Origin of the sequence: Mycoplana azooxidifex (assembly GCF_014196765.1) — a bacterium.
Taxonomy (GTDB): Bacteria; Pseudomonadota; Alphaproteobacteria; order Rhizobiales; family Rhizobiaceae; genus Mycoplana; species Mycoplana azooxidifex.
In genome coordinates this window covers 446,594-467,880 of sequence record NZ_JACIEE010000006.1, presented here as the reverse complement: position 1 = coordinate 467,880, position 21,287 = coordinate 446,594, and the positions used below count along the sequence as shown (strand labels likewise).

Annotated in this window: 24 protein-coding genes, 2 tRNA genes and 2 pseudogenes; 10 read left to right on the top strand and 18 right to left on the bottom strand. The window is 60.0% G+C overall.

Features of this window, described 5'->3' with window-relative positions; genetic code table 11:
- Positions 1-156: 156 nt before the first annotated feature.
- From GGQ64_RS16730 to GGQ64_RS16715, 4 genes are all read right to left on the bottom strand, one after another.
- Positions 157-525: a response regulator gene (locus GGQ64_RS16730; RefSeq protein WP_183806366.1), complete on the bottom strand. Its 369-nt coding sequence runs from the start codon at positions 523-525 to the stop codon at positions 157-159.
- Between the two features lie 312 nt (positions 526-837).
- Positions 838-1,053, bottom strand: coding sequence for a hypothetical protein (locus tag GGQ64_RS16725; RefSeq protein ID WP_183806416.1), 216 nt, complete (start codon positions 1,051-1,053; stop codon positions 838-840).
- A gap of 327 nt (positions 1,054-1,380) precedes the next feature.
- The gene (locus tag GGQ64_RS16720; protein ID WP_183806364.1) at positions 1,381-1,692 is read right to left on the bottom strand and encodes a hypothetical protein; all 312 of its coding nucleotides are present in this window, start codon (positions 1,690-1,692) and stop codon (positions 1,381-1,383) included.
- The gene (locus GGQ64_RS16715; RefSeq protein ID WP_246422729.1) at positions 1,674-3,806 is read right to left on the bottom strand and encodes an adenylate/guanylate cyclase domain-containing protein; all 2,133 of its coding nucleotides are present in this window, start codon (positions 3,804-3,806) and stop codon (positions 1,674-1,676) included. Before GGQ64_RS16715 ends, GGQ64_RS16720 begins: the two co-directional genes overlap by 19 nt.
- A gap of 119 nt (positions 3,807-3,925) precedes the next feature.
- On the opposite strand from GGQ64_RS16715, the pseudogene GGQ64_RS16710 reads away from it, so the two are divergent.
- Positions 3,926-4,420, top strand: a pseudogene (locus tag GGQ64_RS16710) (IS66 family transposase); the annotation flags it as partial.
- A 70-nt stretch (positions 4,421-4,490) separates the two neighbouring features.
- On the opposite strand, the gene GGQ64_RS16705 reads toward GGQ64_RS16710, so the two are convergent.
- Positions 4,491-5,387 carry a DMT family transporter gene (locus tag GGQ64_RS16705; RefSeq protein WP_183806362.1) on the bottom strand — a complete coding sequence of 299 codons (897 nt, stop codon included), beginning with the start codon at positions 5,385-5,387 and terminating at the stop codon, positions 4,491-4,493.
- 158 nt (positions 5,388-5,545) lie between these two features.
- On the opposite strand from GGQ64_RS16705, the gene GGQ64_RS16700 reads away from it, so the two are divergent.
- The gene (locus tag GGQ64_RS16700) at positions 5,546-6,433 is read left to right on the top strand and encodes a LysR family transcriptional regulator (protein WP_183806360.1); all 888 of its coding nucleotides are present in this window, start codon (positions 5,546-5,548) and stop codon (positions 6,431-6,433) included.
- Between the two features lie 222 nt (positions 6,434-6,655).
- Here GGQ64_RS16700 and GGQ64_RS16695 read toward each other — a convergent pair whose 3' ends face one another.
- Entirely contained in the window at positions 6,656-7,243 is a 588-nt protein-coding gene (locus GGQ64_RS16695; RefSeq protein WP_183806358.1) for an SAM-dependent methyltransferase, read from the bottom strand.
- A 356-nt stretch (positions 7,244-7,599) separates the two neighbouring features.
- Positions 7,600-7,752, bottom strand: coding sequence for a hypothetical protein (locus tag GGQ64_RS16690; protein WP_183806356.1), 153 nt, complete (start codon positions 7,750-7,752; stop codon positions 7,600-7,602).
- Between the two features lie 243 nt (positions 7,753-7,995).
- Between GGQ64_RS16690 and GGQ64_RS16685 the strand changes: the two genes are divergently transcribed.
- The 3 genes and pseudogenes from GGQ64_RS16685 (at position 7,996) to GGQ64_RS28325 (ending at position 9,296) form a co-directional block, all read left to right on the top strand.
- Positions 7,996-8,478: a TspO/MBR family protein gene (locus GGQ64_RS16685; protein WP_210300274.1), complete on the top strand. Its 483-nt coding sequence runs from the start codon at positions 7,996-7,998 to the stop codon at positions 8,476-8,478.
- Between the two features lie 172 nt (positions 8,479-8,650).
- A pseudogene (locus GGQ64_RS27820) lies at positions 8,651-8,800 on the top strand (non-homologous end joining protein Ku); the annotation flags it as partial.
- Positions 8,801-8,900: 100 nt separating this feature from the next.
- Positions 8,901-9,296 carry a DUF982 domain-containing protein gene (locus GGQ64_RS28325; protein ID WP_425488514.1) on the top strand — a complete coding sequence of 132 codons (396 nt, stop codon included), beginning with the start codon at positions 8,901-8,903 and terminating at the stop codon, positions 9,294-9,296.
- Between the two features lie 63 nt (positions 9,297-9,359).
- On the opposite strand, the gene GGQ64_RS16675 is transcribed toward GGQ64_RS28325, so the two are convergent.
- On the bottom strand, positions 9,360-9,746 hold the full coding sequence (locus GGQ64_RS16675) for a septal ring lytic transglycosylase RlpA family protein (RefSeq protein WP_246422702.1): 387 nt from the start codon (positions 9,744-9,746) through the stop codon (positions 9,360-9,362).
- 170 nt (positions 9,747-9,916) lie between these two features.
- Here GGQ64_RS16675 and GGQ64_RS16670 point away from each other — a divergent pair, with 170 nt between their 5' ends.
- On the top strand, positions 9,917-10,207 hold the full coding sequence (locus GGQ64_RS16670; RefSeq protein WP_183806351.1) for a YMGG-like glycine zipper-containing protein: 291 nt from the start codon (positions 9,917-9,919) through the stop codon (positions 10,205-10,207).
- Between the two features lie 7 nt (positions 10,208-10,214).
- Here GGQ64_RS16670 and GGQ64_RS28105 read toward each other — a convergent pair whose 3' ends face one another.
- The 4 genes from GGQ64_RS28105 to GGQ64_RS16655 all read right to left on the bottom strand — a co-directional run bounded on the left by GGQ64_RS28105 (position 10,215) and on the right by GGQ64_RS16655 (position 12,173).
- The gene (locus GGQ64_RS28105; protein WP_281380539.1) at positions 10,215-10,340 is read right to left on the bottom strand and encodes a hypothetical protein; all 126 of its coding nucleotides are present in this window, start codon (positions 10,338-10,340) and stop codon (positions 10,215-10,217) included.
- Positions 10,337-11,458: a tyrosine-type recombinase/integrase gene (locus GGQ64_RS16665; RefSeq protein ID WP_183806349.1), complete on the bottom strand. Its 1,122-nt coding sequence runs from the start codon at positions 11,456-11,458 to the stop codon at positions 10,337-10,339. The genes GGQ64_RS28105 and GGQ64_RS16665 overlap by 4 nt, the downstream gene beginning before the upstream one ends.
- A gap of 146 nt (positions 11,459-11,604) precedes the next feature.
- Positions 11,605-11,868 carry a hypothetical protein gene (locus tag GGQ64_RS16660; RefSeq protein ID WP_183806347.1) on the bottom strand — a complete coding sequence of 88 codons (264 nt, stop codon included), beginning with the start codon at positions 11,866-11,868 and terminating at the stop codon, positions 11,605-11,607.
- Entirely contained in the window at positions 11,868-12,173 is a 306-nt protein-coding gene (locus GGQ64_RS16655; protein WP_183806345.1) for a helix-turn-helix transcriptional regulator, read from the bottom strand. Before GGQ64_RS16655 ends, GGQ64_RS16660 begins: the two co-directional genes overlap by 1 nt.
- A gap of 63 nt (positions 12,174-12,236) precedes the next feature.
- Between GGQ64_RS16655 and GGQ64_RS16650 the strand changes: the two genes are divergently transcribed.
- From GGQ64_RS16650 to GGQ64_RS16640, 3 genes are all read left to right on the top strand, one after another.
- Positions 12,237-12,833 (top strand): hypothetical protein, encoded by a 597-nt coding sequence (locus GGQ64_RS16650; RefSeq protein WP_183806343.1) that lies wholly within the window; start codon positions 12,237-12,239, stop codon positions 12,831-12,833.
- A gap of 18 nt (positions 12,834-12,851) precedes the next feature.
- Positions 12,852-12,927 (top strand) — tRNA-Arg (locus GGQ64_RS16645).
- Between the two features lie 274 nt (positions 12,928-13,201).
- Positions 13,202-13,987: a hypothetical protein gene (locus tag GGQ64_RS16640; RefSeq protein ID WP_183806340.1), complete on the top strand. Its 786-nt coding sequence runs from the start codon at positions 13,202-13,204 to the stop codon at positions 13,985-13,987.
- Positions 13,988-14,095: 108 nt separating this feature from the next.
- On the opposite strand, the gene GGQ64_RS16635 is transcribed toward GGQ64_RS16640, so the two are convergent.
- A tRNA-Pro gene (locus GGQ64_RS16635) sits at positions 14,096-14,172 on the bottom strand.
- Positions 14,173-14,663: 491 nt separating this feature from the next.
- Here GGQ64_RS16635 and GGQ64_RS16630 point away from each other — a divergent pair.
- Positions 14,664-15,320: a DUF4145 domain-containing protein gene (locus GGQ64_RS16630; RefSeq protein WP_183806338.1), complete on the top strand. Its 657-nt coding sequence runs from the start codon at positions 14,664-14,666 to the stop codon at positions 15,318-15,320.
- 140 nt (positions 15,321-15,460) lie between these two features.
- Here the strand turns inward: GGQ64_RS16630 and GGQ64_RS16625 are convergent, their stop codons facing one another.
- The 5 genes from GGQ64_RS16625 to GGQ64_RS16605 are packed head-to-tail and all read right to left on the bottom strand — an operon-like array spanning position 15,461 to position 21,248.
- Positions 15,461-16,615 (bottom strand): glycosyltransferase, encoded by a 1,155-nt coding sequence (locus tag GGQ64_RS16625; RefSeq protein WP_183806336.1) that lies wholly within the window; start codon positions 16,613-16,615, stop codon positions 15,461-15,463.
- Positions 16,612-17,838 (bottom strand): O-antigen ligase family protein, encoded by a 1,227-nt coding sequence (locus GGQ64_RS16620; RefSeq protein ID WP_183806408.1) that lies wholly within the window; start codon positions 17,836-17,838, stop codon positions 16,612-16,614. Before GGQ64_RS16620 ends, GGQ64_RS16625 begins: the two co-directional genes overlap by 4 nt.
- Before the next feature lie 17 nt (positions 17,839-17,855).
- Positions 17,856-19,427, bottom strand: coding sequence for an undecaprenyl-phosphate glucose phosphotransferase (locus GGQ64_RS16615; RefSeq protein WP_183806334.1), 1,572 nt, complete (start codon positions 19,425-19,427; stop codon positions 17,856-17,858).
- Between the two features lie 55 nt (positions 19,428-19,482).
- Positions 19,483-20,664 carry a glycosyltransferase family 4 protein gene (locus GGQ64_RS16610; protein WP_183806327.1) on the bottom strand — a complete coding sequence of 394 codons (1,182 nt, stop codon included), beginning with the start codon at positions 20,662-20,664 and terminating at the stop codon, positions 19,483-19,485.
- A 5-nt stretch (positions 20,665-20,669) separates the two neighbouring features.
- Positions 20,670-21,248 (bottom strand): polysaccharide biosynthesis/export family protein, encoded by a 579-nt coding sequence (locus GGQ64_RS16605; RefSeq protein ID WP_183806325.1) that lies wholly within the window; start codon positions 21,246-21,248, stop codon positions 20,670-20,672.
- Between the last annotated feature and the right edge of the window lie 39 nt (positions 21,249-21,287).

The following is a 21,287-nucleotide window of genomic DNA, read 5'->3' as shown; positions in this document are numbered from 1 at the left end:
TCGCGTTGCCACCGGTTGCTCACACCGCGCCAACTGGCGTATCAAAAAACGCCGAAACTCTAATCGCCTTTGGATGAAAGTTCAGTGGCAGGTCACTTCCATCATAAATCATGCCGAAAATTGACTCATTTGCCGTCTTCGAGAGGGCCGTGCCGACTAGCGGACTAAGCTTCTGATTGCCTTGACAAGCTGACCGTCAGTGAAGGGCTTTTCCAGCAAAATGCTATTTGGGACGCCGTTAGCTGCCCATTCCGAGGCACTGTCGCCCGTTATATAGATCACCACGGCATCTGGTGAATGCTCTCTCGCAGCGCGTCCTACACCCCAACCGTCTATCGTTCCAGGCATACGAATATCTGTAATAATGACGTGAAATCGTGCGGCATTTTCTTGGAGTTTTTGGATCGCCGCGTCCCCGCGGCCGACCGAGACGGACTCGATTTTCTCGCCCAGGAGAACATCTTCTACCATCATCCGAATAAGCGCTTCGTCTTCCACCAAGAGGGCGACTGTCGCAGAGGTCATTTGATAATCCGTTTGGAACAGTGGACGCGGATGGTGCTTAACGGCCGGGCCACTAGATCGTTCCGCCGCTTTGAGCCGAAAATTGCCGCTAGTCGCGCCTTGCACAAAACTGCACTCACATCCTGAACAACTGGTAAAGCACCGCTCAAGCCGTTCCCCCGTCTCGCTGTCTTCGTCCAAGACACGCACGTGCAGATATTTGGTGGCCGTTCAGTCAGTTCCACCGCACGGCGTCCTGGCGCGGCCAACTGAAGACCTTTCGCGCGCGCTCCAGCGCTTCGTCTACCTCTTCGTCCAGGATGAGGCGATCGATCATTCTGACATCTTTCCGCGATAGGTAGTTGGTGGTGGCAAAGCTTCATGCGCCTGCGCCAGTGTTTCAAGCCACGCGGCGAGATCAGCCGGAATTTCCTCGTTTCCAGCCTCTAGCGCTTCCACCCATGACAGGTGGCATTGAAGCGCCGACGCCAGATTGATGGGCGTCCATCGGATGTGTAGCAGGCATTCGGTGAAGCGGGCGGGCGTCATGGCCGGTTCCTTTTCCATCGCTGGAGCATTCTGGTCTATCCGATCTTTGTGACGGCCCCCAGTTGGCCGGCGGCGCTGCTCGGCCACAAACTAAGCAGGACGCACTTCCGGGCGCCTCAGACCCAAACGGAGCCGGCTCGTAATAGTCTGCCCCACAGTTCGGGCAGCGCGGCGGGTGGGAAACGGAGTCGGTAGTCATCGGCGCAACCTGCCATGGCGCGGCGAGGAGTCAAGCGGCTCGACGGGCACCTGAGTGGCAGGGCTTTGGGTTGGTGCGCCCGGCCCCTTGTGTTCAACTCCCCCATGGCGAATCTTAACGCGAAAATTTCAGACATTGGGCCAAAGCCCGGGCTTGTGGCGGAACTCAATCAAAGAGGCTTCGAGCGAGTCGCGGACATGATCGACATGCCGAACTTTGAAATCCTTCGTATCCCCGGTCGCACGGTCTAACGCTGCGGTTCGACGATCAGCTCTTGCACTGACAATTGGTTTGGCGAGGCCGCCGAAATGGATGTGGCGATTGTGGATGCTTTGGGCCAAACCCGCGTTTTGTGCCGCGCTGGCAGAGCCCTTGCGCTTTGCCGCTACGGTATAGAACCGAGCGTACAGAAGCCCCCGCCCTACAATCTCAAGAGCCACGCCTCAACTTTACCTTTGCCCTTGACTTCAATTGGGCCGCGCGGCTCGAAGGCGAACTGTCCCTTGAGCTGGTCATAGACCGGGCGCGTCACCTGAACAGAGTCGGGGACCCCTCCCGATTCCATCCTGCTCGCTAGGTTTACTGTGTCGCCCCACAAGTCATAAATATACTTACTCTTCCCAATAACGCCGGCGACGACTGGGCCTGTGTTGACGCCGACTCTAATCTTCATCTCGATATTGTGCTCCATGGCATGCTCACGGGCGATGTGGACCATGCGGATGGCCATACGCACCATGCGTTCGGCGTGGTTGGCCACTGGCTCGGGCAGGCCGCACACTGCCATATAGGCATCGCCCAATGTCTTGATCTTCTCGATACCGAGGTCCTGGGCGGCGGCATCGAAACGCGAGAACAGCCCGTTGAGAAACGTTACAACCTCCTGCGGCGGCATTTCCGAAGTCAGAGCCGTGAAGCCAACAATGTCGGCGAAAGCGACCGTGACCTCAGCAAAGCCGTCGGCAATCCCGGCCTCGCCACCGCGCAGGCGATTGGCAATCGGCGCTGGCAGGACGTTCAGCAGCAACTGCTCATTCTCGCGGTTCTTGTTCTCGATAACGACACTCTTTTCGCGCAAATCCTCAACCATGCCGTTGAAGGCCGAGCAGAGCTGGCCTATCTCGTCGTGCGTACGGACCGGCACGCTGGCACCGTAGTCGCCGGCTGCGAAGCGTTTTACCCCGGCAGTGAGCTCACGCAGCGGCCCAAGGAGCGCTTTCGAAAGCCAAGCGGCGGTTGCTGCCATCACCAGCAGCGCCAATCCTCCGACGACCAGTAAATCGTTGCGCAGTTGGTAGATCGGCGCGAACGCCTCAGCGCTGTCGATCTTGGCGACCAAGGCCCATTTGACCCCGGGGATCTCGAGCCGTCCCCAAGAAGCCAGTGTCGGCACCCCACGGTAGCCGACAATCTTGCCCGTACCCTCGACCCCAGCGAGGGCTGCCTGTGTGGCCTTGGTGTCGATGCGCTGATGCAGCACTGGCGTCCCATAGCGCTGGATGGCCTCTATCTCCTCGTCCGAGGTGCCGGCAATTTTCAGTTCTGCATAGTAGTTCTCGTGATTCTCATAGAAAGCCCTTGGGCCCGAGCGGACCAGGTGATCTGGCCCGACGAGATAGGCTTCGCCCGTGTCGCCAAATCCCTCCTGCCGCCAGCGACGACCGCCGGTGACAACGTTGTCGATCTCCTCGTTCGACAATTGCGCGACGAGCACTCCGATGACGACGCCCTGGTCAATCACCGGCGATGCCATGAACGCGATTGGCGCCCCGCCTGACGGTGCATACGAGGCGAAATCCTCCAGGCAGACGGCCGAGCGGTCGGGAGCTACGGCACAGCGGGCCACGGCAGCGGCGACGTTGGAACGGCGATATGGACCGATTTGGAGGGACGTGGCGAAATCCACTTCCTTCTCCACCGTGTAGATGAGGCGACCTGACTTGGGGTCGGCTACCATGAGGTCGAAGAACCCGACCGTTGCGGCTGCGGCCCGCATCGATGGATGATACAGAGCGTGAAGTCTGCTGTAGTCGCTTCCATCACCGGCATCGTCGAGAAGCTGGCGCCGCTCCACGGGGTGCGGATTGGCGACGATGTAATTGTATTGGAGATAGTAGGGCGCGGCGCCGACCGGCAGGTAGTCGGCCAAATTCGGCTCTCGGCCTAGAACGCGCTCAACGTCGGGGATGACGTTCTGTGTGTACCAGTTGCTGACCTTCTGGTGCAACTCGGACGACGTCGCTGCGCGGTCAAGCTCGTCGACTGCAATCCGGAATGTTCGTGTTGCGTCGACCACCATCTTGGAAGTGGCAAGGAGCCGCAGCTCAGCCTCGATCCTGCGGAAGTAGTCTTCGACCTGGCGCGATTTGGCCTGGCGGGTGGCCGTAAGCTGGTCGAAGACTGCCCTTTCGAGAGCGTCGCGGGCGCGGAAGTAACCCAGCACACCGGTTACCAGCACCGCAATCGCCCCCAGCAGCATAAGCGTCGTAAATACCTTTGCCGCCAAGCTCCAACGCACGCGGCGGGACGGGTCGGTTACGTTTGTAGAAGACATAAAATCAACTCTAACTGAAAACGCGAACAGCCGAGCTTCCTTATACAAGGTTACGTCTTACAAATCCTTCAATCGGCGAATGGCTACAGCCGTTCACGGTCCCAAACTGGAACCTCCGTCCAGTCGCGGAGGACGGCGTCAAGCGGATCGGTGAACTTTATCGGATCGAGGGCGAACTGCGTGGCCTCGATCCAGAGGCTCGACTTGCCGGACGACAGGAACGGTCTGCGCCGCTCGTCGCCGACATGCAGGCCTGGCTCGTCCATCACCGTGCCCGTGTCGCGACGAAGTCACCGCTCGGCGACGCCTTGGGCTACATCGCCAAATACTGGGATGGCCTGAAGCTCTTCCTGACCGATGGCCGCATCGAGATCGACAACAATAGCGTCGAGCGGACCATCCGGGCGATAGCCCTCAATCGGAAGAACGCACTCTTTGCCGGGCACGATGCCGGGGCCGAGAACTGGGCGACTATCGCCTCGCTGATCGAAACTTGCAAACTCAATGCCGTCGACCCACAAGTCTACCTGACCCGCACGCTCTCAGCCATCGTCAGAGGGCATAAGCAGAGCCAGATCGATGATCTGCTTCCCTGGAATCATCAGGCCGCGTAACGTTTGTCAGGGACAGCGATAGGCCCACCAATGTTCTTCCAATGCATTGTAGCCGCCGATTGCGCAATGGTCAGCCCCGTGAGGTCAGCCATACGCCAGCCAAGGTCACCGCCAGCCCGGCGAACATCGCGACGGTCAGAGGCTCCGAGAACAACATCCAGGCCCATAGCATTGTCACGGGTGGGCTGAGGTAGATGGCGGCGCTCACCTTGGCAACCGGGAACAGTCGAAGACTGGTATAGTAGACCGCATACGCTAGGAACGTTGCGATCAGGACTAGCCAGACCATCCCGATGGCAAAGTCTCGGGTCATCGGTGGAGCAAGGCTGCCCTGCGTCAATGCGCACAGGCCGAAGAGAACCGACCCCATCAGCGTCTGGATGCAAAGGCTCTGGTGGACCGGCATGTGTTGAGTCTTGCGTCTCCTATGCAGGACCGAGGCGACGGCGAACACCAGCATCGAACCGACCGTCAGACAGTATGCCCAGATCGGAGCGGTGCCGAAACCGAGGCTGTCGAAGGATACGATCAAGACGCCGACGACGGCAATCGCGGTGCCCAGCCATTGCCGTTGCGTCAGCCGCTCACCGAGGACGGGCTGGGAAAGGGCGGCTATGGCGAGCGGAAGAAGGTCGGCGATAAGCGCGACCAACCCGGTTGGCACTTTCTGCTCTATGGCAAGCGCGAAGCCTCCCAGATAAAGGAAGACCGCCATGATGCCGAATAGCGCCTGCTCCCTGACCGCACGCATCGATATCCTGGGTCCGATGGCCAACGCGAAGGGCAGGAGGATCAAACCCGAGAGCAAAGTCCGCCAGAAGAGCAGAAGCATGACGCTCGCCTCCTGGTTGGCATATCGAATACCGACAAACCCGGAACTCCATCCGATGATGAGAAGCGTTGCGAGCAATGGCCATAACAGTGGATGGCGACTGGCAGAGACGGAACGTAGAGAGGTGTCGGTCATTGGGGCTCTATCGCGAGGAACACGATCTACCGGTACGGGGAAAGCGCAGAAATCGCACATGACAAATATCGATGGACGCATGACATTTTTTGAATCTCTGTCATGATTTGCAAGGTTCGTGGTAGGCTCGTTCCACGGACAATAAAACGGATACGGCCATGAACGAGCTGAACAGTCGCCGCCTCGAAATCGACGCTTTGCGGGCGCTCTGCGCAATCCGCCAACATGGCGGGATTACGAAAGCATCCGCCGCACTCGGTCTCTCCCAATCAGCGGTGAGCCACAAGATCAAAAGACTTGAGGTTAGCCTAGATTGCGAGCTGCTCGGACGGAGGTCGGGAGGACCGATGTTCACAGCCGCTGGCGAAGACCTGCTGGACTACGCTGGCCGCATCCTTGGGCTGCATGACGAGGCGCTGATAAGTCTGTCCAAGACACCACTCGCGGGGAGACTTCTATTGGGGCTCACCGAAGACACTGCATGTACTGATCTCGCTCGCATTTTTGGCCGCTTCAAGCGGCTTCACCCAAATGTCGCGGTCCGAACCAAGGTCCGCATGAGCTTGGTTCTCCGCGCCATGCTGGAGCGCGGAGAACTTGATGCTGCAATCGTCCAGGTCTTCAGCCACGAGGTGCGACCGAACGACGTGGTCCTGTACAGAGAGGGCCTTCACTGGGTGAAGCATCCAGAGTTGCTGATCCGGGAGGATGAACCGATACCTTTTTTGTCGTTCGACGATGAATGCTTCTATCGACAATGGGCACTCGACGTTGGCCAGGAGAACTCAACTCTCGAAACCGTGTTCGAGTGCTCAAGCGCGGCCGGGATTGTGTCCGCCGTCAACGCGACAATGGGCGTAGCGTTGCTGAGTGACCGCCATATCCGAGGGGAGATGCAGATAATGACCGACCGCCTGCCTCTGCCTCCGTCCTTAGAATACGTTATCCGGCGGGCTCGCAAGTCGAGAAATCCAGCACTCGATAGCTTGCTCAGAGAAATTGAGAGGGACATCGGTCGTCAGGGAGGATTGGCACTGGCTGGCTGACATGACCACGTCGATAATGACCTAGAGTTACCGCGCTCATCGACGCTGAGGTTCAAAGCATCGAAACTCAAATCTCAGTCAAGGTGCGAGCGCAACACCGCTTACCGAAAGCCCCAGGCGGGGCATCTCTCTGTCGGGAGTGAGGTGTCAAAATCCTCCATCCCCTCGATGGAGAAACTTCTAAAAAACAGAAGAGTTCCGGCGCAGGATCTAGCAGGATCGTCAACTGTTGCGATAGAAGGCGACCAAGTGGTGGTCGATGTCTTCGAAGCGGTTGTAACACGAGAGCCACGTGTGGCGGGCGAATACATCTCTTTGAGCGGGGGATTCCATCACGAAGGCCATGCGAAGAGGCCTGTCCCGTCTATCGGCGCGAGCTTTTTGCAGAACGCTGTCTAGCAGCGGTGCTTCGAAGGGGTTGAAGAAGTAAAGGACGGAAGAATCAGAATAGTCGAAGTCTTCTGCTGGCTTACAATGGATCTGAACAGGCGATTTCCTTCCTCGCATTCTTTCGGAGTTCCGTTTCGCTTCATTCGCTAGCGTTGTCGAATACTCGACACCGGTAACTCGGGAGAGGCGATGCCTGGCGGCAAGACAGACTACACGTCCTTTGCCGCAGCCGACGTCAACAAAACGATCGTCATGGGATAGATCCAGACTGTCCAATAGTGACCGAATGCAGCGATAGCTGATCGTTGCATAGTATACATGTCCGACCGATTCCGCAGGCGCGGTCCCCGCTGTCCCGATGTTCAGCCACAAATCGTTGGCGCGGCCTTTCAGGCTGCGTGCCAGGCTACTCAGAAACATTGTCGCTGTCCTTCGTTTCGAGGAAGTACGACTTACGCAACGTGATCACCGTGAAGCGATCATGTCATGGTTTCTGCGCGCTCATAATTACGACATTGGGTGAAATCTGCCGCCTTAAAGGAGGCTTTCGCCACGTTGGATTGTGAGCGGAATATAAGCCGCAAGCAGAGGTTAGAGCCTAACGATTCGTTGGAACTTTTCAGTCCAACGCCAGTTCCTCGCGATCGATTGAGGAACGATCATGCGAAATGCGATGATTATCGAAGCGATTTTGATCCTGGCAACGCTAGGGGTTTTGGCGCAGGGGATCGTTTGGCTCTTGATGGCCTAATCCGCAATTATAAGGCGACACGCAGTCAGGAGGAGGGAGTGCCACTTTTCTCAAGGACTTCGCGTATTTTATACATCTGATACGCGATGTATTCGAGCGCATGGACAGCCTTGTCCATATTGTCTGCTGGCTCCAGCAGCGGCTGAAACTGCTCGTTGAATGGGGCTTTCCTCGTCATCGTGCACTCCTATCGGCTCGGGGTGCTACTCAAACGGAATAGAGGCGCACCAGTTCCCTCTGGGCTCTCAGAACTTGGTGATGAACTTGCCAGTATCCTATCGGAACAAAAAGCCGACGCACCCGTTGCTCGGCATCACTGGGACGTTGGGCCTCGCAATCGGCGTGCGGGGCGTCGCAGGGCAGAGTGCCCGGCGCGTTCTGAAACGAGCGGCCGCTCGACATCGTGGTGCGATAGGTTCCAATGAATATGATTTCGTTCCTCATGCTTTTGGGCTTCGCGCTAGCCGCCTTCGCCGCCGGCTTCACCGGCGCGGTCTTTCGTCCGGGAGAATGGTATAAACGGTTGGATAAGCCGGCGTGGCGCCCGCCGGATCAGCTCTTTGCGCCCGTCTGGACGCTTCTCTACGCGATGATCGCCCTGTCCGGGTGGCTGGTTTGGAGGGCGGGCGAATTGTCCGACGCCGCTTTGCCGCTCACCGTCTACACGCTTCAGTTGATACTAAACGCAGCCTGGTCACCGATCTTCTTTGGTCTTCATCGGGTGGACCTGGCCTTCTTTGAGATCATTCTGCTCTGGCTCTCGATCGCGGCGACCATTGTGCTGTTCTACCCGATCAGCCCAGGAGCAGCAGTACTGCTGCTGCCCTATCTGGCATGGGTAAGTTTCGCCTCGGCGCTCAACTTTGCGATCTGGCGGCGTAACCCATTTGCGGTGCGTTTCTAGAAGGGGAGTGCATTCATTTGGCGCAAGATGGATCGAGGTGAACGACCGCCCATCGATCAGTTAGATCGGCGCGCTGCGGGAACAATGGCACAGGACAGAATTCGCTCATGATACGAAAAGCGAACGTTAAGAAGCCTCAAAAAATGCCAACCTTTCCTAGCCGTCCGCCGCCGGTGTTTCACGATTGGTGATCTGACGCCGCGAGCGTGCGGTGGTTCTCGAGCCTCGCAGTCGTGAGGGGATTGTGGTCTGGACGTTACGCTGCGCCGACGAGGTCCGTCCGGAGGAATCGTACTTCGAAGGAATAACGAAGGATCCGGACGCCGAAGCTACGAAAGAGTGTTGAAGCCGAAGCGAAGTGTATAAAATAGCTAGGGGAGCACACGAGAACGGCCGGCACCGCACTCGCGGCAGCAACGCCAATGGTCGCTCATCCACTGCCACGCCGGCCGCACCCTGAAAAAATTTCCGTGGCGTGGGAACAATGCGCCTCGCAGGTTCTTGATTCTTGCCGGCCTTATAGGAGGAAAGCTATGGGGGACGTCATCACCGTCGGACTGCATGCGAGTTGGGGCGTGCCTGTGTGCATCGACACGCCCCAAAGACTCCTCAAGGTCGTGAGATGCCCTGAAGAGGCTCTTAGCGCGCTCACTCACTCCTGGCCTGACGCTGCGCGTAGCGAAACTTACTTCGCCGCCAAACGTGCATGCATCGGGGCGCTGTGCGGGAATGGCTCGCCTCATGCCGCGCGGGAGAAATTCTTGGCGGCATGCCGAGAAGCGCACATAAACTCCAGAGAAGCCCCGTCGCTCCGTTAGAGCGCAGATCGACGTTCAACCTTTCGCGACGCCTCGCTATCCGCCGTTCAGTCTCATGGGAAGCTACCAGATGGGGCGCGCAGTCGAGGGCCGGCGGAGGTAGGGATGCCAGGCAGAGTCCTCAACCTCCTGATAGCAGACCTTAGCATGTCCCGCAGTAATCATTCCGACTTGCGTGGCGGCCGCCTTCGAAAGGTCAAGCACCCTGCCGCGTACAAACGGTCCGCGGTCATTGATCCGCACAACGACGCTGCGGCCGTTGATCGGGTTGGTGACTTCGATCTTTGTGCCCAGCTTCATTGTCTTGTGAGCGGCCGTCAGTTGTGTGGGATCCATCCATTCGCCGGAGGCCGTTTTCGAGGTCAACGCGTACCAGGAGGCGCCACCACAGCCGTGGTAGGCGTCGGAGGCGCCTGGGTGAAACACAAACGCAGCGGCAAGGACTGCCATACAAGACCTGAACATCTCCTTATCCTCCATGGTTGTTCAGGAAACGCTAATAATAAGCCTGTGTTCCGCTAGGTTCTCGGTGGGTGCTTGTGATGGACCTGCCGATCTCAAATGTTTGCCTTGTCGGGTGCGATCCGTATAGTCGCCTCGCAATCAAGGAGAAGAACGCTATGGTACGTCAAATCGGTATTGCATTGGTCGCAGCAGCACTCGTCGCAGGATGCGCATCGTCTGAGCAAGACAGGCGAGCCGGAACGGGAGCCTTGGTCGGAGCCGCCGGTGGTGCGCTCGTAGGGCAGGCGGTCGGCCGCAATACCAAAAGCACCATTGTGGGCGCTGGCGTAGGTGCGCTTGCAGGCGCGGCAGTTGGAACCGCAACGACGCCGGCCGGGTCACGCAACGGCGACCTGTGCCGCTATCAGGATTCGCAGGGACGTATCTATACCGCCCCGTGCCAGTGAACCGAATCTAGCCCCACCACGCCCACACGGCCATGCCGTTCAGCAGCGCCGCTGCGAACATCGAGAAGATCGTCGGCCGCCAGAAAGCCAGGCCGGCCGAGATGATGGCGAGGAAGGAGAGGGCGGTGGTCATCTAGCGGCCTGGACCGTCCCCCATTTGATATGCCGACGAGAGAAGGCAAGCGGATCAGACCACCATTCCAGGCAGCGCCAAGGATCTGGCACAGGCAATGTGTTGATCGCGGCGATAAGCGGAGCCTGCGGAACTTGGGTGTATCGTCGGCTCATGCTATCGACCGCGTGGCCCAGGATCTGATCCTTTATATGCGGGTGGATCCCATTGACAACAAGCTGCGTCGAAACCGTGTGCCGCGCCGTGTAAGGCGAGATGTCTGTTAGGAGCACTCCTCGCTTCGCCAGGCGCCGCCTTGCTCCGGTCATCGCGTTGCTCAACTGGCCGCCGCTACTTTCCATGAGGGAGTATGGGCGGCCTTTGAAAGTACGAAACAATTGCTGCCACTTGTCCCGCCTCTTCAACAGGGATGCGAAGAGGGGGACGAGGAATTCGTGCATCGGAACGCCTCTCGGCTCGCCCGTCTTTGTGTTGTGCAGCACAATCCAACGTTGATCTAGGTTGACGTCACCCGCTTCTAACGTAAAGAGCTCGATCGGCCTCATCCCGGTATAGAAAAGCGCCGTCATCACCATTGCAGGTGCTGGCGAAAGATTGGCAACAAATTGGGCTGCGTGTGCGTAGTCCACAGGGCGGTCGCCGCTTCTCGTGCGGGTCTTCCGGTAGGCAGTTCCCTTCGCCTTGCGTGGCCTTTGCCATAGCCTGACGGGCGCCCATACGTTGCGCGCCGCATGATTCCAGACGGCGATAAATGGGGTATGGCATTGGCGGTTGATTGTTCCTGCCGAGCACTGAGGGTAGAGCTTCCGGGCAGCGGCATCCAAATCGGCTTGGTGAAGATCACGCAATCGCTTGGTTCCAAACGCTGCCATAAGCGGCTGGAGAAATCGTTCGGAACCTCCGCTGCTCAGATAAGCCTCTGCAGCCTGATGAAAGGTGACGGTGTGCTTTTTCCCGAAGATGCTTTCGTCGAGCAGTTCCTGCTCCCGCAGTATGCGGATCGTTTCCGCCGCTTCCTGGTTATCGGTCTTGGTGCTCTCATAGACTGAGATGCCGCGGACACTTCCGCGGAGCCACCAGTTGGGGGAGTCCGACCTGCGATAGAGTTTGAGGCCCATATCCCACCTCCTGAAAAGACAGACAAAGTCGCGGCCGGCACGAATGCCGACGGCGGGGTCAAGTTCTCCTCAGTGTGGTGGAATGCATGCGGTTTGGTGGGCCGCTGTTGAAAGCTATTGGAGCGTGGCGGAGCAGTCAAGGCGCATCAATGCACCGCCGGCGGGTCATCGTCCTCCAAGAATGACCGAATGCCGTCGCGGGCGACCGTGGCCAGGAATTCGTCGAACGCTTCGCGATCGGTCGCGAATCCGTCCTCCCACTCGAAAACGTCCTCGTTCTGCGTGATCACCTCGAGCCGCCAGTCATTGTTGGTGCCGGCCGGACGGAAGATGTCGACGAGGACGGTGATGTCGTCATCCGTGAACTCGCCGGAAAGTTCGGAGTGTTCGTTCTTTGGCTTTTTGGGCATTAGGTCTTTCCGTTGGATATGGAGGCCGGCGCCGCGGCATTGCCAGCCTGTCGGTCGCGGAGGCGGACGCCGGGGCCGCCGTCGCCGTTGTAGGGGCCGTCGAGGAACAGGACGCCGGCTTCCTTTAGGGTATCGACGATCTTTTGGGCGGTATCCAAGCGTCCACCAAGATCGCCGCCGGATGCTTCAAGGCGCTTTATCGTCGGCTCAGACACTCCTGACCGCTGCGCCAAATCGGCCTGCGACCAGTCGAGCATTGCTCTCGCAGCTTTAATCTGTCTGATTGATACTTTTGGTATTGACATCTTCGACCCTTCCTTGATACCAATAGTATCACAGAAGACGATGAGCGCAACGAGGTACCCGAAATGACGCAAAACGTGGTGAATGAAAAGTTACCGACCGGTCTCGCTGAGGCATACCTTCAGTGGCTTCACATGGAAGCCCGCATCCTGCGCATCGAGCTCTACGGCGAAAACTACGCCGACAAGGAACTCACGCCCTGCGGCACCTTCACGCACAGCTACCATTTCGGTGATCGCGATTGGCGCTCGCACCCCCAGCCCTCGACACGCGCTGCCGTAGTGCTGCGATCGGTGGGAGCGGACATCCCCGGTTATAGCACGGCGTATGATCGCTGGCGCGCTGCGGTAGCCGCCTTGGACGAAGCGGACGAAGCGAGTCGCGGTGATGCTGATCTGGATGAGTTCTATTATGGTCCGGCCCACGAACTGAAAAAAGCCGAAGCCCTGGATGCCGTAGACATTAAGGACGCGATGCTCCGTATCGCAGGCGCGATTTACTGGATTACGGATGGCGACGACGCCAAGGCAGCGGAAAGCCTGCTGCTGCGTGCTCTGCGCGGTCTGGCGACCATGGCGGGCGCTGATAGAGAGGCCATGCGCCTAAACTTTTATGCCCCAGCGAAGAGGGAGGCTGCTACACGACGTGCCGCGGCGGCGTGAAGGACCCATGATCCTTTCGGCCCGCTGGCGCAACGGATAGCGCAGAGGATTTCTAGCCTTCAGGTTCCCGGTTCGAGTCCGGGGCGGGCCTCCACCTTACCAATGCCCGGCGCGGTCACCACCTGCGCCCACACCAGCAGCGCGCCGGGCGGCTTTACCTACTTCCCGCCACCACAGTGCCGCGCCGGCCCGAGGCCGCCTCGCCCTGTCACCATGAAATTGAAGCCGCTTTCCGTGCTATCGCTTCACCCCGCGGGGCGCCCCTCCCATTTGCCCCACTCGGTATCTCGCTCGGTTCCTGCAACGTACCTACTTGAAAGTGCGCCCGACTTGGCTCCAGCATAAGGAATCGTTGATGGGGGCGAATCGTGAGCAAGAGGCATAATTCTCGACAGAGTTTCTATTGGTCGGCGTTCATTGCATACGCTAAAGCCACTTGGTGGCTAGTAGCGCTTGTTCTTTTCATTTTGCTCGACGCTCCCCAACTCGCACAAATGATCGGCATAGAGACAGGCGCATATAGGTGGTTGTCAGCCATCGGCTGGGTCAAAGATGTCGTTATTGCATTGACCGTGTGGGCTGCGGGTTTTCTGGCTTGCTTGAAAATGCTAGCCGCCACTGGCTCCTTCCGCGTGGGGAAGAAGGCGTGGCTTAGACCCCTGGCCCGAGCCGCCGAAGAGCTCTCGATCAAGAATTATGTCACTTCGGAGGGAGGAGTAAGTAGCTTCGCCTTTTCCCTCGGGGTGCAGCACTTAGGTCCCGGGATCACCAATGTGGAGGTGTTTGTCGATCGGATAAACGGCGAAGATCTGTCGCCTCCGCTCCCGCTTCAAAAACGGGACAGAATATCGGCTTACGGCACGGGCGATATCGAAGTCTTCAACGTGGCCTCCGCCTGGGTTCGTCGTCCGATGTCGCCAAAAGATACCGCAATGGCGGAAAAGGCGCCCTTCGATCAGTTTCGAGGGTTGTTGGAGCGAGGCCTCTTGTTGGAAACGGAGCCGACGTATCGAGATCAAAAGCTCAATTTCCCCAATCTGATTGATTTGACACTCGATTTTCGAATCGAAAGTGCAAACTCGCCGATTGTGAATTCAGCGATTTTGATCAGGGTCCAACCAAGGGCGACCACGGAGATTGTCGAAAGTCTTTGAACCGAGCTTTCGCTGGGCGAATGCATCAGGCGCCATGCGGTGTGGCTACAATATGGCTATAAATTTTGTAGCCAGATCAAACAGTGGTAGCTAACTGTTTGTTTTTAATGGTCGGAGCGGCGGGATTCGAACCCACGACCCCTTGACCCCCAGTCAAGTGCGCTACCGGGCTGCGCTACGCTCCGAACCGAGGAAAGCCCTATATTCTCGGGCATTTGGATGCAAGGTCAAAAATGCGCGGTCAATCGAAAAAAGAACAGATGGCGGGGAAAGGCAGGGTAGGGGACAGAAAGCCCCACGGATGTTCTCAGAATGTTTCATGGCTAGTGCGCTGAAGGGTGATGATCTCGGAGAGCCGCAAAGTAGGCCACGCGTACAAAAAGCCATGCGTACAATTGGATAACCGAACGGCTAGCCAGCATAATTGCTCTAAGTGCCAAATGTTTGCTAGTCGCCTCGAAGCCATAGCCATTACTGCCTGGGCGTGCAAGTTCGAGACAGACGTGTGGTTCCTTGTCGCCAATACCTTGGCTATAGTTCTCCGCCGAACGACCGATTTCCCACCAAGAATGATGTTCTTTTACTCGTACGCGTTGCCTCGGTGAATCTTGCGATCGCCAAGAGACTCAGATCTTGTAGCACGCAAAGGTCCGTCAATCCTCTTAAGGCAATTTGATTGTTCAAGCTGGAAATTGGAACACCCTCCCTGGAACGAGCATCCGATGCGGCCATCCTTGAATATTTGAAGTTGGCGACTGAGTTTCTGGGTACGATCGCGTGGCCGATTGCGGCAGTAACTATTGTACTCATTTTCAGAGAACAGTTAGTCAGCCTCACTCAACGGGTGAAACAATTCAGTGCCCCCGGGGGGATAAATGCCACATTTGAGAACGAACTGGAGAAAACCCGCGAATTGGCAGGCTCGTCGCCTGACCTAGCAGCGGAGGCTGACGCTTCCCCTCAAGCCGAAATATCATCTCCGGATCTAGCTCAAATCTACCCTGAGGCAGCAATTCTGCAGTCTTATCACGAGATTGAGAAGCTCTTGCGAAGAGTAAGTCCAGAGAAAGGCGTCACGGCTAGCGGGCTACTGAACGCCTTAAATCGTTTACAGATTATCGGCGCCGATGTCCGTGATCTTTTCGATCAGATCAGACGAACTAGAAACGCCGCAGTACATAGCGAGCGGCCAATAACAACCGGCGAAGCTTTGGAGTTTCAAGCTCTGGCTCAGCTATTTATTCACGCCATCAATAAAGCTGTACCAGCAATAAATTCCAATCGCGAACAGCTGCAAGAGATGCTCGTTAATCCGAAATCAATGCGCTTCTAAACTGGTTTTGTCGACTGCCCAGGTGTCAGGAACCAACTAAAGACTATAGCGCCGGCATTGGGGTTGTTTGGAAGGCTTGTCGTAGACCTTCAGCTCCGGAACCTGACAGCGCGCATCCTAGCCGCTCCCAGCCCATCCCCCTACTTCGCCCACTGCCTATACACCGCCTCCGTCTCCGCGATCATCCGCGGCAAACCGTAGTCGCCTTGTTTCCGAGCCGCTTCGGTCTCATAGCGGGCGAGGCGCTTGGGGTCGGAGGCCTTGATCATGGCGCGGGCGAACTGGGCGGGGTCGTCGACATTGGCGACGAGGATGCCGTTGCGGCCGTCCTCGAGCACCGTCGAGGCGCCGCCGACCTCGGTCAGAACCAGCGGCTTGCCGGCCGCCGCCGCCTCCAGCATCACATAGGACATCGCCTCGTAGCGGCTCGGCATCGCCAGCACGTCGATGGCGTCCATCGCCTGGCGTCCGGTGTAGTGCATGGTCAGCCGGATGCGGTCGGCAGCGGGACTTTTTGCGATCCTCGCGCGCACCTGCCGCTCGAGCTCGCCCGAGCCGACCATCAGCAGGTATGCGTGCGGCAGCGTGCGGGCGGCGACGGTGAAGGCGTCGATCAGGCGCTCGGGCGCCTTCTGCGTCGAGAGCCTGCCGACGAAGCCGAAAACGAGCGCGTTGTCGGGCAGGGCGAGTTCGGCGCGGATGCGCCGGCGCAGGCCATGGGCGGGCTCCTCGACGCCGTTGACGATGATCGAGAGCTTCCTGCGCGGCATGCCGAGTGCGCGCGCATGGGCGTATTCGTCCGCGGAGACGCAGATCAACTGGTCGGTCAGGAAGCGGGCGAGGCAGCGCTCGATCAGGCCGTAGACGAAGTATCCGGCAGGTCCCAGGCCCGGGTCCATGGTGCGGAAGGCATGCGGGGTGTAGATCCGCGGCACGTGCGGGCCGGGCAGGCGGATGCGCGTCAGCGCGCCGGCCTTGGAGCTGTGGCCATGAACGGCATCGAACGGCCCGTGCTCGCGCATCAGGCCGCGCAGGCGCCGCCAGGCGCCGAGGTCGGAGGGGCCGGGCGCGCGCTTCATGTCCACGGAATGTACCCCGTCGAGCCCGATCGAGAGCAATTCGCCGACGAAGCGTTCCTCGGCCCGAAGCGGCGAATAGGCGGCGTGGACGATGTGCCCGCGCTGCTTCATGCCGCGGCAGAGGTCGAGGAAATGGCGGCCGGAGCCGCCGCCGCTCGGTTCCAGCACCTGCATCAGGCGCAGGGGGCGCGTAGCCCGGTCGCTGGGCCTCTTCATGACGCGCGCCCTTCCGCGCCGAACCGCCGTCCGTGGCGATGCTCGAGCGCAAGGCAGCCCCAGATGATGCCGACGATCAGGTAGAAGTGGCGCCAGTGGTCGGTATCGATGACGAAGCCGATGGCGGTATGCCCGACGAAGGCGATGTAGGCGATCATCAGGTAGGGCTGCCACGGCCGGTTGAGCAGCATGTTGCGAAACCCGGCCCACAGCGTCCACAGAACCAGCGCCAGGTAGGACAGGAAACCGAGCCAGCCGTAGCTCGTCAGCGATTTCAGCCAGATATTGTGCTCGTCCTCGGGAAAGATCGTGCTGAACACCATCGGGCCGATGCCGAGCGGATGCTCCATCGACATCAGGAAGCCGAGCCTGTGCCGGTCGAAGCGGCCGAGATGGCCGCCGTCATAGTCCTGCACGAGCTGGGTGCGGCTGGAGAACAGATCGGCGATCTGCGGGACCTGCAGCGCCACCACGAGGGCGAGCGCCATCACGCCGACCGCGGCGATGCTCAGCGTCAGGATCTTCAGACGGAAGGCGCCGGTGCGCTCCTTCAGCAGCATCACGAACACCATCGCGCAGGCCGAGAACAGGAACAGCGCCCAAGCCGCGCGCGAAAACGACAGGAAAAGCCCGAGCGCGATCACCAGCAGGCCGGCGACGTTCAGCGGCGCCTGGCGCAGCGGCTTCGCGAGCAGACCGTGCATCAGGTAGAGGGCAGGGGCCACCAGGAAGGGGCCGAACACGTTGGGATCCTGGAACGCGCCCTTGGCGCGGTCGTAGAGCGTGAAGGCCTCGCTGCCGGGAAAGGCGTTGAAATAGCCGAGGATGCCGAGCAGGGCGGTGATCAGCGCGCTTGCGACCCAGGCGCGGAAGATCAGCTGCAGCCGCTGCGGCTTCGCCTCGATGATGGCGGCGAAGAAGACGGCCGAGAGCGCCAGGAACAGCGACACGGCCACGTACATCGGCCCGCCCGCCATGTCCTGCATGACGGTGAGCGACAGCATGCCGCCGACGTTGAAGGTGAGGTAGAGCGCCAGAAGGGGCGCGACGCTGCGCGAGATGCGCAGGCCGAGGATGGACCAGACGCCGATCAGCCCGACCATGAACAGCTCGTAAGGCGCCGGCTCGGAAATCACGAAGCCCGACAGGAACACCCCGAACGTCACCAGCGTCGACGCGATCATGCCAACGGTCGCAAGCTGCGGCCGCATCGGTTGGCGCATCGGGATCGCGGCGGTACTCAATATGCGTTTTCCGTATTGAGCAGGCGGATGGGCGTCAAAAACAGGATCTTCAGGTCGAACAGCAGCGACCAGTTCTCGATGTAGTAGAGGTCGAATTCGGTGCGGTAGCGGATCTTGTCGTCATGGTCGATCTCGCCGCGCCAGCCGTTGATCTGTGCCCAGCCGGTGACGCCGGGCTTGACCCGGTGGCGGGCGAAATAGCCCTCGACCACGTCGACATACTTGCGGTCGTGCGACTGCGCCTGGATCGCGTGCGGGCGCGGGCCGACGAGCGACAGCTCGCCCTTGAGCACGTTGAAGAACTGCGGCAGCTCGTCGATCGAGGTCTTGCGGATGAAGCGCCCGACCGGGGTGACGCGCGGGTCGCCCTTGGTGACGGCGGACTTCGCCGTCGGATCGGACATGTTGGTGTACATCGAGCGGAACTTGTAGACCTCGATTACCTCGTTGTTGAAGCCGTGGCGCTTCTGCTTGAAGATGATCGGCCCCCTGGAGGTGAATTTCACCGCCAGCGCCGCCCCGATCATCACCGGCCACAGGACGAGCAGCGCCACCACGCTGAAGACGATGTCGAAGATGCGCTTGGCGACCTTGTCCCAGTCGGCGATCGGCTTGTCGAAGATGTCGAGCATGTGCACCGCGCCGACCTGCGAATAGCTGCGCGGTCGGAAGCGCAGGCCATTCGCGTGCGCCGCCAGGCGGATGTCGACCGGCAGCACCCAGAGCTTGCGCAGCAGCGACAGGATGCGGGCCTCGGCCGAAAGCGGCAGCGAGATGATCAGCATGTCGATGCGGGCGAGGCGCGCGAACTCGACCAGCTCGGCGATCGTCCCGAGCTTGGGGTAGCCAGCCACGACCGACGGCGACCGGCGCTCGTCGCGGTCGTCGAAGATGCCGCAGATGCGGATGTCGTTCTCCGGCTGGCGTTCGAGCGCACGGATCAGTTCCTTGGCCGGCTCCCCGCCGCCGGCGATCACCGCACGGCGCTCCATCGTGCCGTTGCGGGCCCAGCGCCGGATCGAATAGGCGATCATCTGCCGCTCGGCGACGAGGTACAGCGCGCCGAGGACGAACCACAGCACGAACCAGACGCGGGACGTCGTCTCCGCCGTCTTGAAGAAGAACAGCGCCAGCGCCATGGCCGCGAAGGCAACCGTCCAGGCGCCGATAAGCCGCGGGATCATCCGCCAGGCGGCACGCAGCGACGGGATCTGGTAGGCGTCGACGAGATGCAGCAGGAGAACCCCGAGCGCCGAGCCGCCGGCGACCACGCCGACGTAGAACAGCACCAGGTCCTTCGGCGGCGCCACGTAGAAGGTGGTGATCGCATAGCCGATCAGAAACAGGACACTGAACTCCAGAAGCCGCAGCAGTCCGGTGATCATGTTCGGCGAATAGCTTTCGGCCCGGAATTGCAGCGCGATCTGCTGGGCCAGCGCATTCAGCTCGACCGTCTTGCCGCCGTCCTCCTGGTCGGGCTGCGCGCCTTGGGCAATCGTGCGCACCTCCGACACCTTGCGCCGGATCTGCTCGGGATCGAAGGCTTCTGGCTTGTCGATATGGTTCATGGCTCCACCCGGGACGTTAATCTCGACCGGATACCACAGAGCTCCTAAGAAACGCTTACGCGAGTTGTGACGATACGGTACAACCGGCGCTTTGTCCCGCGGGCGGCAGCAGGTCGCGGTAGAGCGTCATCGTCGTGGCGGCCATCACCGAGGCCGAGAAGGTGGCCTTGAAGCGCTCGGCGTCGGGCATGGCCTGGCAGCGCCATTTCGGCTCGGTGACGGATAGCGCCATGCAGGCGGCGAGTGCGTCGGCATCCGCGGGCGCAGCGAGCGCGATGCTGTCCTCACCCAGCACCTCGGGAATGCCGCCGACGCGGCTGGCAATCACGGGCACGTCTGCCGCCAGCGCCTCCAGCACGATGTAGGGCATCGCCTCGGCGCGGGAGGGGACGACGACGGCATGCGTCATGGCAAAGGCGTCGCGCGCCTTCATCGCCGGCATCATGGCGATGCGCCGGCCCAGTCCGAGCTGCAGCATGGTACGCTCGTATTTCTCCTCGTCCGGCCCGTCGCCGATCATCAGCGCCGACAGCGGCCGGCCGACCCGGCGCTCCGCCCGCGCGAACGCGTCGATGAACACGTCCGGTCCCTTGAGGTCGCGCAGCATGCCGATATAGAGGAAATCTGCCGCATCTTCCTGGGGATAGACCGTGTCGAAGTCGCGGTCGCTGATGCCGTTGTAGATGCGCTCGCTGCGGCAGCGCGGCTTGCCGACCTTGGCGATGTAGGTGTCGCGCTCGAAATCGCACACGAAGACGATGGCATCGGTGAAGAGCTCGAACAGGCGCTCGAGGCGGAACACCGTCCTTCCCGCAATCGTGGAGCGGGTGAAGTGGAGGCTGCCGCCGTGCGGGGAATAGAGGCGGGCTACGCGATACCTGTTGACCCGCAACACTGAGCCGATGAGCCTGGCTATGGCGCCGCCCTTGGCGCCATGACCATGAAGCACATCCGGCCGCAAGTTTCTGATTTCACGATAGCTGCCCCATAGCGCGCGCAGGTCGCTCGGGCTGATCGAGCGGCGGATGGGCAGCCGGAAGATCCCCAGCGAGAGGAAGGGGCGGATCTCGTCGAACAGCGCATCCTCGTAGGTTCCGCCGGTGCTGCTGTCGCAGACGATGCCGACCTCGTGGCCAAGGCGCGCATGATACTCCGCGAGATCCCGTACGTGACGGAAGATCCCGCCGATCGGAGACCGGAAGCAATGGATGATGCGCAACGGTCCCTGGTCAGCCATCGGGGTCAGAACAGGCGTTCGCGGACGTAGATGGTGTCGCCGGCCAGGATGGGTTCAGCGATCGATATGCGCCCGGTGATGACCCGACCGTTCACCTTGCGGGTCACGTCGACGTTCGACTGGTTCGCCCGCGGCGAGAAGCCGCCTGCAACCGCGATCGCGTTCTGCACCGTCATGCCGGCCACGTAGCTGTACTGCCCTGCCTGGCCGACCTCGCCCATGAGGTAGATCGAGCGGTAGTTGGCCACCTCGATCGATACGTCCGGATCGCGCAGGTAGCCCTGCCGCAACTTGCCGGCGATGATGCTTTCCATCTCCTGGATCGTCTTGCCGCGGGCGGGGACCGAGCCGACCAGCGGGAAGGCGATATAGCCGGCCTGGTCCACGAGATAGGTGTTGCTGAGGCTCTGCTGCTCGAACACGGTCACGCGCAGGCGGTCGCCGCTGTCGAGACGGTAGGGCTGTATCGTCGCTTCCTGAAACGACTTCGGCGCGGGGCGATAGCCACTGCAGCCGGTCATGGCGGCCATCGCAATGGCGGCGACCGCGATCGTAGCACCTCTGGTTGTCCTTGCGAATGTCATTCGCTCTGCCTGTCGGGAGTGGTTCCTGTCTGCAGACGT

Coding starts and splice junctions, on each gene's coding strand:
- GGQ64_RS16730 (WP_183806366.1), bottom strand. CDS start 525: ATGACCTCTGCGACAGTCGCCCTCTTGGTGGAAGACGAAGCGCTTATT.
- GGQ64_RS16725 (WP_183806416.1), bottom strand. CDS start 1,053: ATGACGCCCGCCCGCTTCACCGAATGCCTGCTACACATCCGATGGACG.
- GGQ64_RS16715 (WP_246422729.1), bottom strand. CDS start 3,806: ATGTCTTCTACAAACGTAACCGACCCGTCCCGCCGCGTGCGTTGGAGC.
- GGQ64_RS16705 (WP_183806362.1), bottom strand. CDS start 5,387: ATGACCGACACCTCTCTACGTTCCGTCTCTGCCAGTCGCCATCCACTG.
- GGQ64_RS16700 (WP_183806360.1), top strand. CDS start 5,546: ATGAACGAGCTGAACAGTCGCCGCCTCGAAATCGACGCTTTGCGGGCG.
- GGQ64_RS16695 (WP_183806358.1), bottom strand. CDS start 7,243: ATGTTTCTGAGTAGCCTGGCACGCAGCCTGAAAGGCCGCGCCAACGAT.
- GGQ64_RS16690 (WP_183806356.1), bottom strand. CDS start 7,752: ATGACGAGGAAAGCCCCATTCAACGAGCAGTTTCAGCCGCTGCTGGAG.
- GGQ64_RS16685 (WP_210300274.1), top strand. CDS start 7,996: ATGAATATGATTTCGTTCCTCATGCTTTTGGGCTTCGCGCTAGCCGCC.
- GGQ64_RS28325 (WP_425488514.1), top strand. CDS start 8,901: ATGGTCGCTCATCCACTGCCACGCCGGCCGCACCCTGAAAAAATTTCC.
- GGQ64_RS16675 (WP_246422702.1), bottom strand. CDS start 9,746: ATGGCAGTCCTTGCCGCTGCGTTTGTGTTTCACCCAGGCGCCTCCGAC.
- GGQ64_RS16670 (WP_183806351.1), top strand. CDS start 9,917: ATGGTACGTCAAATCGGTATTGCATTGGTCGCAGCAGCACTCGTCGCA.
- GGQ64_RS28105 (WP_281380539.1), bottom strand. CDS start 10,340: ATGACCACCGCCCTCTCCTTCCTCGCCATCATCTCGGCCGGCCTGGCT.
- GGQ64_RS16665 (WP_183806349.1), bottom strand. CDS start 11,458: ATGGGCCTCAAACTCTATCGCAGGTCGGACTCCCCCAACTGGTGGCTC.
- GGQ64_RS16660 (WP_183806347.1), bottom strand. CDS start 11,868: ATGCCCAAAAAGCCAAAGAACGAACACTCCGAACTTTCCGGCGAGTTC.
- GGQ64_RS16655 (WP_183806345.1), bottom strand. CDS start 12,173: ATGTCAATACCAAAAGTATCAATCAGACAGATTAAAGCTGCGAGAGCA.
- GGQ64_RS16650 (WP_183806343.1), top strand. CDS start 12,237: ATGACGCAAAACGTGGTGAATGAAAAGTTACCGACCGGTCTCGCTGAG.
- GGQ64_RS16625 (WP_183806336.1), bottom strand. CDS start 16,615: ATGAAGAGGCCCAGCGACCGGGCTACGCGCCCCCTGCGCCTGATGCAG.
- GGQ64_RS16620 (WP_183806408.1), bottom strand. CDS start 17,838: ATGCGCCAACCGATGCGGCCGCAGCTTGCGACCGTTGGCATGATCGCG.
- GGQ64_RS16615 (WP_183806334.1), bottom strand. CDS start 19,427: ATGAACCATATCGACAAGCCAGAAGCCTTCGATCCCGAGCAGATCCGG.
- GGQ64_RS16610 (WP_183806327.1), bottom strand. CDS start 20,664: ATGGCTGACCAGGGACCGTTGCGCATCATCCATTGCTTCCGGTCTCCG.
- GGQ64_RS16605 (WP_183806325.1), bottom strand. CDS start 21,248: ATGACATTCGCAAGGACAACCAGAGGTGCTACGATCGCGGTCGCCGCC.